The 13304-nt window shown below is 72.9% G+C and carries 11 protein-coding genes; all 11 read right to left on the bottom strand.

Going from position 1 to position 13304, the window contains the following annotated elements; genetic code table 11:
* Positions 1-7: 7 nt before the first annotated feature.
* Positions 8-1120 (bottom strand): MBL fold metallo-hydrolase, encoded by a 1113-nt coding sequence (locus tag ACWD11_RS07505; protein ID WP_451281834.1) that lies wholly within the window; start codon positions 1118-1120, stop codon positions 8-10.
* 161 nt (positions 1121-1281) lie between these two features.
* On the bottom strand, positions 1282-2472 hold the full coding sequence (locus ACWD11_RS07500; RefSeq protein ID WP_451281832.1) for a PucR family transcriptional regulator: 1191 nt from the start codon (positions 2470-2472) through the stop codon (positions 1282-1284).
* 139 nt (positions 2473-2611) lie between these two features.
* Entirely contained in the window at positions 2612-3511 is a 900-nt protein-coding gene (locus tag ACWD11_RS07495) for an ABC transporter permease (RefSeq protein WP_389416204.1), read from the bottom strand.
* Positions 3498-4286, bottom strand: coding sequence for an ABC transporter ATP-binding protein (locus ACWD11_RS07490; protein ID WP_451281830.1), 789 nt, complete (start codon positions 4284-4286; stop codon positions 3498-3500). Before ACWD11_RS07490 ends, ACWD11_RS07495 begins: the two co-directional genes overlap by 14 nt.
* A 19-nt stretch (positions 4287-4305) precedes the next feature.
* The gene (locus ACWD11_RS07485; protein WP_451281828.1) at positions 4306-5451 is read right to left on the bottom strand and encodes an ABC transporter substrate-binding protein; all 1146 of its coding nucleotides are present in this window, start codon (positions 5449-5451) and stop codon (positions 4306-4308) included.
* Positions 5438-6676, bottom strand: a complete 1239-nt coding sequence (locus tag ACWD11_RS07480; RefSeq protein WP_451281877.1) for a sulfate adenylyltransferase subunit 1 — start codon at positions 6674-6676, stop codon at positions 5438-5440. Before ACWD11_RS07480 ends, ACWD11_RS07485 begins: the two co-directional genes overlap by 14 nt.
* 133 nt (positions 6677-6809) lie before the next feature.
* Positions 6810-7718 carry a sulfate adenylyltransferase subunit CysD gene (gene cysD, locus ACWD11_RS07475; RefSeq protein ID WP_389416207.1) on the bottom strand — a complete coding sequence of 303 codons (909 nt, stop codon included), beginning with the start codon at positions 7716-7718 and terminating at the stop codon, positions 6810-6812.
* Positions 7715-8263, bottom strand: coding sequence for an adenylyl-sulfate kinase (gene cysC / locus ACWD11_RS07470; protein WP_389416208.1), 549 nt, complete (start codon positions 8261-8263; stop codon positions 7715-7717). Before cysC ends, cysD begins: the two co-directional genes overlap by 4 nt.
* On the bottom strand, positions 8260-9372 hold the full coding sequence (locus tag ACWD11_RS07465) for a sulfotransferase (RefSeq protein ID WP_389416209.1): 1113 nt from the start codon (positions 9370-9372) through the stop codon (positions 8260-8262). Before ACWD11_RS07465 ends, cysC begins: the two co-directional genes overlap by 4 nt.
* A gap of 108 nt (positions 9373-9480) precedes the next feature.
* Positions 9481-10566: a type III polyketide synthase gene (locus ACWD11_RS07460; protein WP_451281825.1), complete on the bottom strand. Its 1086-nt coding sequence runs from the start codon at positions 10564-10566 to the stop codon at positions 9481-9483.
* Between the two features lie 351 nt (positions 10567-10917).
* Complete coding sequence (locus ACWD11_RS07455; protein WP_451281823.1) at positions 10918-13242, bottom strand: MMPL family transporter; 2325 nt, start codon at positions 13240-13242, stop codon at positions 10918-10920.
* Between the last annotated feature and the right edge of the window lie 62 nt (positions 13243-13304).

The following is a 13304-nucleotide window of genomic DNA, read 5'->3' as shown; positions in this document are numbered from 1 at the left end:
CCGCCCGTCACGTCCGCCGGGACCCCACGGGCAGCCGGGCGAGGTCGGTGCCCACGATCACGCGGCCCGAGTAGCCCTTGCTCGCCTTGGTGTGCCAGGTCGCGTCGGAGACGACGTTCGTGGCGCCGGGGACCAGGTGGCTCAGCACCAGCGTGGCCACGCCGGCGCGTTCGGCGATCGGCCCCACCCGCGTCGCGTCCGTGTGGCTGATCTCCATGTGCCGCAGCTGCGCCGGTCTCAGCCCGCCCAGGGCCAGCGTCTCCAGGTCCATCACCTCGTGCACCAGCACGTCCGCGCCCCGGGCCAGCCGCGCCACGTTCGCACACGGCGCGGTGTCACCGCTGAACACCACCGAGCCGTCGGCGGTGTCGAAGCGGTAGGCGAAGGAGGGGAACACCGGCGGATGGTCGACGAGCACCGCGGTCACCCGGACCCGGTCGTCCCGCATCACCTCGAACGGCTCCATCGCGGGCGCCATCAGCTTGCGCGGCCCCGCGCCCCTCGGCAGCGGGACGCGCACGTCGTGCGGCCGGATCAGGGTGCGGATGTCGGGCCAGCCCTCGCTGCGCATCCGTACGTTGATGTCGTAGGCGGTGGCCGCGATCTGCCCGGCGATCAGGTTCTCGATGCCGGGCGCGGGTTCCGACGGGCAGACGGTCCCCACCGGTCGGCCCTTCGGCCAGACGGCGGGCAGGTTCCCCGCGGAACCCGGCCCGTAGACGTGTACCGGGCCCTCCAGCGGCTGGAACCCGCCGAAGCGCAGCCACAACAGGGCGTACAGGTCGGAGAGATGGTCGGAGTGCAGGTGCGTGACGAAGACCGCCGCGAGCTGCTCGGCCGTCAGCCAGGCCTGCGCGTACCGGCCGAACGTGCCGGGGCCGCAGTCGACGAGGTAGGCGCGGTCGTCGACGACCAGCGCGGACGCGATACCGGCGCGCCCGTGCATGGGGACGGGGCCGCCGCTGGTGCCGAGCAGGATCAGCTCGGTGCCACGGCTCGCGCCGGGCGCGGCGTGCGCGGGGTGCGGGGGCAGGGCGGCGGCAGCCGTGGTGAGGGTGGAGGCGGCAGCGGCGGTGCGCAGCAGGGCGCGGCGGGTCGGGGAGGGGGGAGATGAGGGCATGACGGATCCCGGGTGGAGGGGGGACGGCTGGGGGGTACACGGTGGGGGCGCGTGTCAGGTGCTGTTCGTCTTCCGTTGCAGTGAACGGCGCAGACGGGTTCAGGGCTTTGGGCCGACAGCCCAAACTCCGGCCGCTGTTTGGGACGGGGAGCCGGGGCCCTCTACCCCGGCCCCAGCAGCCGGGCGACCTCCAGCGCCATCCGCAGTTCCAGCGCGTCCTGCTCCAACGGCCGCCCCAGCAGCTCCATGGCCCGCCGCACCCGGTACGTCACCGTGTTGCGCGCCACGAACAGCCGCTCGGCCGCCCCCTGCGGGCTCCGCCCCTCGGCGAGATACACCCGCAGCGTCTCCCGCAGCTCCCGCACCCGCGGATCATCGGCCCCCAACGCCCCCAGCACCCGCGCCGCGAACCACCGCGCGTGCTCCGCGTCGGCCGTGAGCAGCGCCGCCGTGCTGATGTCGGCGTAGTCGCACAGCCAGCCCGTACGGCCGAGGCGGGCCACCCGCTCGGCTTCCCGGGCGCCGCGGTGGCTGCGCCGGAAGCCCTCGACGCCGTATCCCACGGGCCCCAGCGCCGCCCGCAGTGGTCTGCGCTCGGGGACCAGCGAGGGCAGCCGGGTCAGCGCGCCGGGGGCCGGTTCCGCCGGCCAGCAGGCCCACGCCCACAGCTCGGTGGCGCCCGCCGACACGGCCAGCAGACCCTCCCCGCCGACCGCACGGCACAACTCCGCTGCCAGATACCGCAGTTCGTCGGCCGAGGTGTCCTGGGAGCCGGAGGTGAGGATGAACGCCACGTGGTGCCGGGCCAGTTCGTAGCCGAGGGTGCGCGCGGCGACGGCGCCGCCGATCAGCCGTCCGGCCAGCAGGTCGTCCACCGTGCGGCGGCGGGCCGCTTCGGTGCTGCGCCGCCACCGGTCGCGTTCGGCGACGTACTCCTCGGCGAGCCGGCTGGCCTGTACGTCGGCGTAGACGAAGAGCAGCCTGCTGATCCGGTGGGTCTCCTGGGCGCGGGTCTCCACGGGCTCCTTGTCGAGCGCCTCCATCAGCCGTGCGTGCAGATAGGCGTGGCCGAGCCGGACGCCGCGCAGCACCCGGTCCAGCGGGATGTTGCGGCGGGCCAGTTCGGCGTTGCCCGCCACCGCCTCCGGTGCCACCAGCGCTTCGGTCGGCTCGGGTTCGGTGGCCAGGCCCCGCAGGGCCGTCAGTACGGTGGCCTCCACCGCCCGCCGGAACGGCGGGTACGCGCCGGGGGTGCCGTGCTCGGGCACCTGCCGCACGATGTGCGCCGCCATGTCCCGGGCCACCTCGACGGCCCAGCCGACCGGCCCCGGCCCCAGGGGCCGTTCGGCCACGGCCAGCGTCTCCGGTGGACACGCCGGTTCCGGTGGCACCGCGGACGGCGCCAGACGCAGCAGCCACGAGGATCCCGAACCGGCGGTCACGCTCACCGGGCCAGTACAGCAGACGGCGCCCGCACCCGCGTCCCCCTCGTCACGGCCGCGCCCCGGTCAGCCCCCGCGACCGCAGCACCCTCCGCTCCAGCGGCGCGAACAGCAGCAGGTCCACGGCGATGCCGACCACCAGGATCTCCCCGATGGTGGCGAGCACCAGGGCCATGTCCTGGTAGGTGCGCGCGTTCTCCAGCAGTTGGCCGAGTCCGAGGCCCAACTCCGGGCTGCTGGCGATGAGTTCGGCTGCCATCAGGGACCGCCAGGAGAACGCCCAGCCCTGTTTGAGCCCGGCCAGGTAGCCGGGCAGCGCGGCGGGCAGCAGGACGTACCGGACCCGGGCGGCCCCGGTGGCGCCCAGCACCCGTCCGGCCCGCAGGTACAGGGGCGGCACCTGGTCCACGCCCGCCAGCAGCCCGTTCGCGATGGACGGGACGGCGCCCAGCAGGACGACCGCGTAGATGGTGGCGTCGGTGAGCCCGAACCACACGACCGCCGCCGGTACCCACGCCACCGACGGCAGCGACTGCAGCCCCGACAGCACGGGACCGATCCCGGTCCGCAGCGACCGCACCGCGCCGAGCAGCAGTCCCAGCGCCGTGCCGATGACGACGGCCGCCGCGAACCCGAGGGCGCCGCGCTGCATGCTCGTCCACACCGTGGAGAACAGCGTGCCCTCGTACCACTGGTCCGACAGCGCCCGCCACACGTCGGCCGGGGACGGCAGCAGGTAGTCCGGCTTGACCTCGGCCTCGTAGGCGACCTGCCAGGCGAGCAGGACGAGAACGACGGCGGCCACGGGCGGCAGCACCCGTTCCCGCAGGATTCGCCGCACGGGTGTCCGGGCGGGTTTGGCGGGTGCGCTGTCCAGCGCGTCGAGACCGGCCTCGACGGCCGCGGTCTCGCTCACCTTGCGGGGAGCGACCGTCTCACCGGCGGCCATGGCGGCGTATCTCCTCCCGCAGCGCGTCGGTGACCCGGGACGTCAGGGCGGCTTCAGGGGTGCCGGTGGCGGCCCACTCGCGGGCGATCCGGCCCGGCCGGGAGGACAGCAGTACGACCCGCTGCCCGAGCCGGACCGCCTCGCGGACGTTGTGGGTGACGAAGACGACGGAGAGCTTGTTCTGCGACCAGATGCGGGTGAGCTCCTCGTGGAGCACGTCCCGGGTGATGGCGTCGAGCGCGGCGAACGGCTCGTCCATCAGCAGCACATCGCCCTCCTGGGCGAGCGCGCGGGCCAGGGCGACGCGTTGGCGCATGCCGCCGGACAACTCGTGGACGCGCTTGCCGTAGGCGTCCTTCAGCCGGACCAGTTCGAGGAGCCGGCGGGCCTCCTCCGGCCGCTCGCGCCGGGGCACTCCGCGCAGCCGCAGGGCGAGTTCGACGTTCCGGCCCGCGGTCAGCCAGGGAAACAGGGCGTGGTCCTGGAACATCAGCGCGGGCCGTCGGCCGCCGGTGACCTCGATGGCGCCGACGGACGGCCGGTCGAGTCCCGCCACCAGGTTGAGCAGGGTGGACTTGCCGCAGCCCGAGGCGCCGAGCACACAGACGAAGTCCCCCCGGCCGACGGTCAGGCTGATGTCGTCCAGGACCGTCTGGCGCCGCCCCGCGGTGTCGAACCACTTGGAGACGCCGGTGAGCCGTACGGCCGGATCCGCCACCCCGGCCAGGGCGATCGGGCGGGCCGGTGATACGGCCCGCAGCGCGGTTTCTGACATGTGATCAGATCCTTTGGGTTCAGGTGGTCGGAGTGGCTGCGACACCCAGGTCGGCGTCGTCGACGGCCGGTTCTCCCCGCTGGGCGAGGACCCGGTTGAGCGGGCGCAGATCGAAGATTCCGGCCAGGCCCGCACGGCTTCCCTCCAGCAGCCCGAGCCGTTCGGCCCGGTCCGCCTCCTCGAAGAGCGTCGCGGCGAGCGGATCGTCGGTGAGGCGCACATGACGCCAGGCCGCGTCGAGGACGCCGGGCTCCAGTGGTCGGCCGGTCACTGCCTCGATGGCGTCGTTGACGGCCGCCTTCCCTTCGGCGGGGCGGCTCTTCAGCCAGGCGTTGGTGCGTACCGAGCCGCGCAGCACGGCCTCGACGACGTCCGGATGGTCGGCCAGGAACGACGGGGACACCACCACCAGGGCGGTGACGAACGCGCCGCCGTCCCACAGGTCCGACTCGTCGAGGAGTACCCGTCCGCCGGCGGCGACGAGCTGCGCGGCCACCGGCTCCGGCACCCACGCTCCGTCGATCGTGCCCCGCCGGAAGCTGGTCGGGATCTCCTTGGGCGACTGCCGTACCACCGTGACGTCACCGCGCCCGGTGCGCGGGTCCACCTCCCAGCCCTGCTCGCGGATCCAGTGCAGCAGCGCGACGTCCTGGGTGTTGCCCGCCTCCGGCGTCGCGATCCTGAGCCCCCGGACGTCGGTGCCGCGCACCTTCGCGTCGCCGTCGACGACCAGCGCGACCCCTCCCGAGGCGGCACCCGAGATGATCCGCAGTCCGCGCCCCCCGGACCGCAGGTAGCCGTTGACGGCAGGCGACGGTCCCATCCACGCGATGTCCACGGCGCCCGCGTTGAGCGCCTCCAGCGCGGACGGGCCGCCGTTGAAGACCTGCGTGCGCAGCCGGGTGCCGCCCAGCTCGCGGGTGAAGGAACCCTGCTGGACACCGGCCAGCGCGGTGGCGTGGCCGACGTTGGCGAAGTAGCCGACGGAGACCTCGTCCGCCGACAGCGGTGGTCCGGTGCCCACGGCCGGTGCCGCCGCCGCCCCCGGCGCCCGGGACCCGTAGCCGCAGCCCGCCGCCAGGAACAGCAGCAGGAGCAGCGCGAGGGCCGCGCGGAGCGGACGCCGGGAGCGGGGGGACGCCGGGCGGCGCTCAGGCAGCCGCATCGGGGGATCCCGGAGCGGTCGCGCCGACCATGCCCGCGGTCAGGGTGGCGCCGTCGGCCGGGTCGATCAGCACGAAGCAGCCGGTGCGCCGGCTGTCCTCGTACCGGTCGAACGCCAGCCGTTCGGCGGTGCGCAAGGAGACCTGGCCGATCTCGTTCAGGTCGAGCCGTCCCGGCCCGTGGATCCGGCGGACCACCGCGCGCACGGTGCGCGAGGTGTGTTTCAGGAGCACGTGGTCCCCGGGTTTCAGCGGCCGCTCGTGCAGATGGCACACGGCCGCTTCGACGTCCCGGGACACCGTCGGAAGCGCCCCCGCCGGGACGATCAGGTCGCCCCGGGAGACGTCCAGGTCGTCGGCGAGCCGCAGCGCGCCGGACTGCGGCGAGCGGAGCAGCTGGGCCGGGGCGCCCAGCACGTCGATGCCGGTGACCGTGGTGGTGCGCCCGGACGGCAGCACGGTGACCCGGTCGCCGACCCGCAGCGCACCGGCGGCGACCTGACCGGCGTAGAGCCGGACGTCCCCGGAGCGGATGACGTACTGGACCGGGAACCGGGCGGGTCCGTCGGCCACGTCGTCCGCGACCGGGACGTTCTCCAGGTGCGTGAGGACGGTCGGGCCTTCGTACCAGTCCATGCGGGTGGACTTCTCGACGACGTTGTCACCGGCGAGCGCGGAGATCGGGACGGCGGTGACCTCGGGAATGCCGAGCTGTGCGACGATCCGGCCGAACTCCTCGGCGATGCGGCGGAACACGGACTGCTCGTAGCCGACGAGGTCCATCTTGTTGACGGCGAGGACCACGTGCGGCACCCGCAGCAGCGCCGCGACGGCCGCGTGCCGCCGGGTCTGCTCGACCACGCCCTTGCGGGCGTCGACGAGGATCACGGTCAGCGTGGCCGTCGAGGCGCCGGTGACCATGTTGCGGGTGTACTGCACGTGTCCGGGGGTGTCGGCCAGGATGAACCGGCGCCGGGGGGTGGCGAAGTAGCGGTAGGCGACGTCGATGGTGATGCCCTGCTCGCGCTCGGCGCGCAGCCCGTCGGTGAGCAGGGCCAGGTCGGGGCCCTCGCCGCAGGACGCGCGGGTGACGGCCTCCAACTGGTCGGCGAGGACGGACTTGGAGTCGTGCAGCAGTCGTCCCACGAGGGTGGACTTGCCGTCGTCCACCGAGCCGGCGGTGGCCCAGCGGAGCAGGTCCGGCTCGGTCGGCTGGGCGGTGGCCATGGGGTTCACGCGTCCTTTCGGCGTGCCGGAACCGGCGCTCAGCCGGGACCTGGCTTCCTGGAAGATGCCGCGCACCAGCAGCGCGGCGGTGGAATGAGGGGGATGGCCGGGGGCCGTCAGGTCGGCGGTCACGTCAGAAGTACCCCTCGCGTTTGCGGTCCTCCATCGCGGCCTCCGACAGCCGGTCGTCGGCCCGGGTGGCGCCGCGCTCGGTGAGCCGGGAGGCGGTGATCTCCACGATCACGTCGTCGACCCCGGACGCCTCGGAGAGCACGGCGCCGGTGCAGGACATGTCGCCGACGGTGCGGTAGCGCACCCGGCGCTTCTCCACCGGCTCGCCGTCCCGCGGGCCGCCCCAGTCGCCCGGCGCCAGCCACATCCCGGACCGCAGGAACACCTCCCGCTCGTGCGCGAAGTAGATGGACGGCAGCTCGATGCCCTCGCGGGCGATGTACTGCCAGACGTCCAGCTCGGTCCAGTTCGACAGCGGAAAGACGCGCACATGCTCACCGGGCAGGTGACGGCCGTTGTACAGCTGCCACAGCTCGGGCCGCTGGCGGCGCGGGTCCCACGTACCGAACTCGTCCCGCAGGGAGAAGACCCGCTCCTTGGCCCGTGCCTTCTCCTCGTCGCGCCGCCCGCCGCCGAACACCGCGTCGAACCCGCCGCCGCTGATCGCCTCCAGCAGCGGCAGCGTCTGGAGCGGATTGCGGGTGCCGTCGGGGCGTTCGCGCAGCACACCCCGGTCGATGCAGTCCTGTACGGACGCCACATGGAGGGTGAGCTCCTGCGCCGCCACCACCCGGTCCCGGTAGGCGAGCACCTCCGGGAAGTTGTGCCCGGTGTCCACATGCAGCAGCGCGAACGGCAGCCGGGCCGGTGCGAACGCCTTCAGCGCCAGATGCAGCATCACCACGGAGTCCTTGCCGCCGGAGAAGAGCAGCACCGGCCGCTCGAACTCGCCGAGCACCTCCCGGAAGATGTACGCCGCCTCCGCCTCCAGGACGTCGGTGTGTCCGAGCCGGGCGGCAACCGTGCTCACAGCACCCCCCGTTGGGTCATCAGCGCGTGCACGGCGTTCACCGACTCGGCCACGGACTGGAGTTGGGTCTCCACCCTCGCGTCCGGGTGCTGCGGAGGCTCGTAGGGGTCGTCGACACCGGTGAGGCCGGACAGCCGCCCCGCGCGGGCCTGCGCGTACAGGCCCTTCACATCGCGTACCGCACACACCTGGAGCGGTGTCGCGACATGCACCTCCAGATACGGGGTGGCGCTCGCCTCGTGCCGCTTGCGGACCGCCTCCCGGCTGTCGGCGTACGGCGCGATGACCGGGACCAGCACCAGGATGCCGTTGCGTGCCAGCACCTCGGCGACCAGGCCGATGCGCTGCACGTTGGTGTCCCGGTCCTCGCGGGTGAAGCCGAGGCCGGCACTGAGGAAGGTGCGGATCTCGTCGCCGTCGAGCACTTCGACCCGCCGCCCTTCCCGGGTGAGGCGGCTTGCCAGGGCCTGGGCGAGCGTGGTCTTGCCGGAGCTGGGCAGCCCGGTCAGCCACACCGTGGCGCCCGGGGTCGGCGGGGTCCTCATGCGCTGCTCCCCGCCGTCGTGCCGGCCAGCGGGACGACACCGTGCGCGGCGAGCACGGCGAACCCGGGGGCGCACGCCTGGTCCAGCTCCGCGCGCTCGGCGTCGGGCAGGTCCCGCCAGGACGACGAGGGCGCGCCGACCTTGGCCGCGCAGCGGCGCTCCCAGTCGCCGTCCACGAAGTCCGCGCCGAGGAATTCGCCGATGCGGTGCAGGGACTCCTCGGGCGCGGCGAGCAGGTCCTCGTACCACAGGTGCAGCACGTTCTGCTGCGGCAGCATCGACATCGCCTCCATGCCGCGCTTCATCTCGTCGGCCCAGTACGTGCCGAACAGCGACACCGGGAGCCGGTAGTCGCGCACGGCGTCCGCGTCGAAACGGTCCGGCAGGAACGGCAGCAGTTCCTCCGGTACGAAGCCCAGGTCCCGTCCGGTGTCCGGTGCGGGCGGCTCGGCGTACGGGTCGTGGCCGAGGGTGAGATGCAGTGCCATCACCACCGCCGCCATCCGGAAGCCGGTGTGCCGGCTCATCGACAGCGCGGTGTCCCGGCCGTCGCGCACGATGTGCAGATAGCGGGCGTCGGGGAAGTGCTCGCGGAACTGCCCGGCGAGGATCAGCGAGCCGCCGCTGCGCTCGGCCCACAGGGTCTTGCCGAAGCGGGCGCACAGCCAGGCGAACAGGCGCCGGTAGTGCTCACCGGCCCGGGCGTCCGGGAACCCGGCGACGGCCGCCCGGAGTTCGTCGTACAGCTCGTCGGGGGTGTCGGACAGGTGGGGGAGGGTGGTCATCAGGACGGCCGGTATGCCGGTGGCGGCCTGGAAGCGGGTGGTCGCCGAGGGGCGGTAGAGGACTTCCCTCGGGGCCAGGCCGTGGGCGCCCAGCAGCCGGTTGACGGTGTTGCGGGCGGACAGGACGTCCCAGAACTCCGCCGCCGTGAGGGGGCCTTCGGGGAAGACCCGGGCGGTGATCCGGTACATGTCCGTGAGGTGGTTGAAGAGCTCGGACAGGCTGAGGGCCTGCGGGTGTTCGCGCAGCAGCTCGGAGACCAGGGTCGAGCCGCAGCGTCCGGTGCCGGTGACGAAGACCTGGCCCGGTGAGGTCGGAGTGGGCATGGCGCAGCTGTTCCTTCCGTGCGTCCTTGGGGCGGTGTCCGTGGGGTCGTGCGGGAAGGTGTTGCGGGTGGGCCGGCGGAGTGCGGTCCGCCGGTGCCCCGGCCGGGGTCAGGTCCGGCGCAGCAGGGCCGCGTACAGCGTCAGGCCGGGGCCGAAGGCCATGGCGACCACCGGTCCTTCGGTGCGGGGCAGCCGCTCGAGGACCATCAGGACGGTGGGCGAGGAGCAGTTGCCGCACTCGTCGAGGACGCCGTAGGAGGCGTCGAGTGCGCCGGCGGGCAGTTCGAGCCGCTCACCGACGACCTCCAGGATGCGCTTGCCGCCGGGGTGCACGGCCCAGCCGGTGACCTCCTCGGGCTTGAGTCCGTGCGGGGCGAGCAACTGGTCGCGGACCACCTCGCCGACGTGCTGCGCGAGGACGTCGGGCACCCTCGGCGAGAGGCCCATCTTGAAGCCGAGGTCGGTGATCTGCCAGCTCATGAGGTCGGCGGTGCTGTGGTCGGTGACCGCGACGACGTCGAGGACCTCGTAGCCGGAACCGGCGTCGGGCTCCAGGACGACGGCCGCGGCGGCGTCGGCGAACAGCGCGTGCGCCACGATCTGTTCGATGTCCTGGGTGGGCGGCTGGACGTGCAGCGAGGTCAGCTCCAGGCAGAGCAGCACCGCGGGACGGTCGCGCGAGGCGACGAAGTCGGAGACGGCACCGAGTGAGGGCACGGCGGCGTAGCAGCCCATGTGGCCGATGAACAGCCGCTGGACCTTGCTGCTCATGCCCAGCTCGTCCGCGAGCCGTAGGTCGAGGCCGGGCGTGGTGTAGCCGGTGCAGGAGGCGACGGCCAGCATGCCCACGTCCGACGGGGCCAGGCCCGCGGACTCCAGGGCCTCGGAGACCGTGCGCCTGCCCAGCGGCACGGCCTCCTCGATGTAGCGCTCCATGCGCTGTCCCGTGCTCCAGCCGGACACTGCACGCTCGGCGCGCGGGTCCACGGCCGTGGAGCGGGCGCTGATCCCGGAATTCTCGAATATCCGACGCGCCAGCGGGAAGCCGTCGTAGTGCTCCAGGAAGAATTCCTTCCACAGGTCGTCCTGGCTGGTCCGGGTCTCCGGAAAGGAATGCGAGGACCCGGTGATGACGGGACGCGCGGCGGCGCGCATCCCATGACGGGCAGGGGCGATTTTCGCTTCGAGATGCATGCGTGTTTCCCTTGGCTTTCGGGCGGCGTAAAGGAGGGAATCGTGCGTGCCGATGGAAGCCGACCCGGGCCTCTTTGCGCAGGTCAGACTGTCCAGTGAACATGCGCCGAACGGGCGCATGGAAGATGGAAAGAAGAGTGGTCAGACTCTCCCCCGTTCGAGCCGGATGCCGATCCGGTGACCTCAGTCAAACACGGGAGTTCCGGTGGAATCAAATGTTCCAGGGTAAATTTCCGTGCCGGTGACATCGAGCGGCGTAAAAACGTCGGCCTGCCTCCGGGTAAACTCGGAGGCAGGCCGACATCGCGTTATTGCGACCGGTTCTGATGTCTGGAATCAATTCCTGGTAATTCAGCCAGAGCCGACATTGATTTCGGTCAGCGGGCGCGTGGGTCCGGTGCGGGCCGGCTGGTGCAGCCGTGCGCCCTCGATGTCCAGATCGGGCAGCAGCCGGTCCAGCCGGCGGGGCAGCCACCAGGCGCCGCGTCCCACCATCGCCAGGACCGCCGGCACCAGGGTCATCCGTACGACGAAGGCGTCCACCAGCACGCCGAAGGCCAGCGCGAACGCGATGGGTTTGACGATGGCGTCCTCCGTCGCCACGAAGCTGGCGAAGACGAAGAACATGATGAGCGCCGCCGCCGTCACCACCCGCGAGGCCTGTCCGGCCCCGTCGATCACAGCGTCCCGGGCCCGGCCGGTGCGCACCCACTCCTCGCGCATGCCGGAGACCAGGAAGACCTCGTAGTCCATGGCGAGTCCGAAGAGCACGGCCATCAGGACGATCGGCAGGAAGCTGACGACGGGCCCGGTCCTGGCCACGTCCAGCGCGTCGGCGAGCCAGCCCCACTGGAACACGGCCACCACCGCGCCGAAGGACGCCCCGACCGACAGCAGGAAGCCGACGGTCGCCTTGACGGGCACGACCAGCGAGCGGAACACCAGCAGCAGCAGGACGAGGCAGAGCCCGACGACCACCGCCGCGAACGGCAGGAGGGACGCGGTCAGCCGGTCGGAGACGTCGATCCCGATCGCCGTGGTGCCGGTGACGGAGAGGGCGGCGCCGGTCTCCCGCTCGATGACGGCCGCGTCACCGCGGAGGGCGTCGACCAGATCCTGCGTCGACTCGTCCTGGGGTCCGCCCTCCGGCACGACCTGGATCACCGCCCGCCCGGACTCCGGCGCGTACTGCGGCCGGCCGACCTTGACCACGCCCGGCAGCTCCCGCACCCGTCCGGCCACGGCGGCCGCCTGCTGCTGGCCTGCCTGGCCCCGGGTGTCCGTCTCGGCGAGCAGGAGCAGCGGCCCGTTGAAGCCGGGCCCGAACGCCTCGTCGACGGCGTCGTACGTCTCGCGCTGCGATGTCCCGTGCGCCGCCGTGCCGTTGTCGGGCAGCGCGAGCCGCAGGTCGGCGGCGGGCAGCGCCAGGGTCACCAGGGCGGCGACGGTGCCGACGACGACGAGGAGCGGGCGCCGGGTGACGAGCCGGGCCCAGCGCTGTCCCAGGACGGAAGCCTTGGCCGCGGCGTCCTCCGGCGCGGCTTCTCCCGTGACTCCTTCCGTGGCTTCTCCCGTGGCTTCCTCCGTGCCCTTTTCCGTGGCCCTTTCTGTATGCCTCGCGGGCCCCTCCCCGTAGGCAACCGCCGCTCGCCGCGCTGCCCTTGACCCCGGCCGGGGGGTGAGCCGGGCCCCCGCGAAGCCGAAGAGCGCCGGGAGCAGCGTCACCGCGACCAGCACGGCGATGAGCACCGTCACCGCCGCGCTCAGACCCATGACCGTCAGGAACGGGATACGCACCACGACCAGCCCCACCAGCGCGATGACGACCGTCGTCCCGGCGAAGACCACCGCGCTGCCCGCCGTCCCGACCGCCCGCCCCGCCGACTCGCGCGGTTCCATGCCCTGGGCGAGCTGGGTCCGGTGCCGGGACAGCACGAAGAGCGCGTAGTCGATGCCCACCGCGAGGCCGAGCATGAGCGCGAGGCTCAGCGCGGTCGACGACACCGTCACCCCCGAGGACAGCGCCAGCAGCCCGGCGAGCCCGGTACCGATGCCGACGAAGGCGGTCAGCAGCGGCATCCCGGCGGCGAGCAGCGAACCGAAGGTCAGGGCGAGCACCGCCAACGCGACCACGACACCGAGCAGTTCGAGGACGCTGGGGGTGAGGACGCCGTTGCCGTACGCCTGACCGCCGACGGAGACTTCAAGGCCCGCCTCCTCGGCGGCCGAGGTGGTCTCCTCCAGCGTGTCGAGCGTGCCGTCGTCCAGGTCGGAGCGGGCGGCGTCGTAGTTGACCTGGGCGAGTGCGGTGCGGCCGTCGGGGGTCACGGTGCCGGCCCTGTCGGGCGGGATCACCGCGGCGACCTGCGGGGCGTCCTGCGCGGCGGCCAGGGTCCGCTGGATGCCCTGTACGGCCCCTGGATCGGTGACCTTGGTGCCCTCGGGCGCGGTGAACACGATCTGGGCGCTGGTGCCCGCGGCGGCCGGGAAGTCCTTGGCCATCGTGTCCTGCGCGCGCTGGGACTCGGAGCCGGGAATCGTGAACTCGTTGTCGAGCTCGCCGCCCACGACGAGCAGCGCGCAGACGCTGCCGGTCAGCACGGCGAGCCAGGCCGCCAGGACGAGCCGCCGACGGCGGAAGGCGCCGAGACCGAGCCGATAGAGCCAAGTCGCCACGGAGATGCTCCTCGTGCAGTAGTGGCAAGTGCGGTGGGAGGCGTGGGGGAGGGAGGCCGGAC

This window comes from Streptomyces sp. NPDC002776, from assembly GCF_053592195.1.
The sequence above is the reverse complement of the archived record's forward strand: the minus strand, read 5'-3'. Positions and strand labels throughout refer to the sequence as shown.

Excerpts from the sequence above, each read along its gene's own strand:
- ACWD11_RS07505 (WP_451281834.1), bottom strand. The coding sequence starts at position 1,120 with ATGCCCTCATCTCCCCCCTCCCCGACCCGCCGCGCCCTGCTGCGCACC.
- ACWD11_RS07495 (WP_389416204.1), bottom strand. The coding sequence starts at position 3,511 with ATGGCCGCCGGTGAGACGGTCGCTCCCCGCAAGGTGAGCGAGACCGCG.
- ACWD11_RS07490 (WP_451281830.1), bottom strand. The coding sequence starts at position 4,286 with ATGTCAGAAACCGCGCTGCGGGCCGTATCACCGGCCCGCCCGATCGCC.
- ACWD11_RS07485 (WP_451281828.1), bottom strand. The coding sequence starts at position 5,451 with ATGCGGCTGCCTGAGCGCCGCCCGGCGTCCCCCCGCTCCCGGCGTCCG.
- ACWD11_RS07480 (WP_451281877.1), bottom strand. The coding sequence starts at position 6,676 with ATGGCCACCGCCCAGCCGACCGAGCCGGACCTGCTCCGCTGGGCCACC.
- cysC (WP_389416208.1), bottom strand. The coding sequence starts at position 8,263 with ATGAGGACCCCGCCGACCCCGGGCGCCACGGTGTGGCTGACCGGGCTG.
- ACWD11_RS07465 (WP_389416209.1), bottom strand. The coding sequence starts at position 9,372 with ATGCCCACTCCGACCTCACCGGGCCAGGTCTTCGTCACCGGCACCGGA.
- ACWD11_RS07460 (WP_451281825.1), bottom strand. The coding sequence starts at position 10,566 with ATGCATCTCGAAGCGAAAATCGCCCCTGCCCGTCATGGGATGCGCGCC.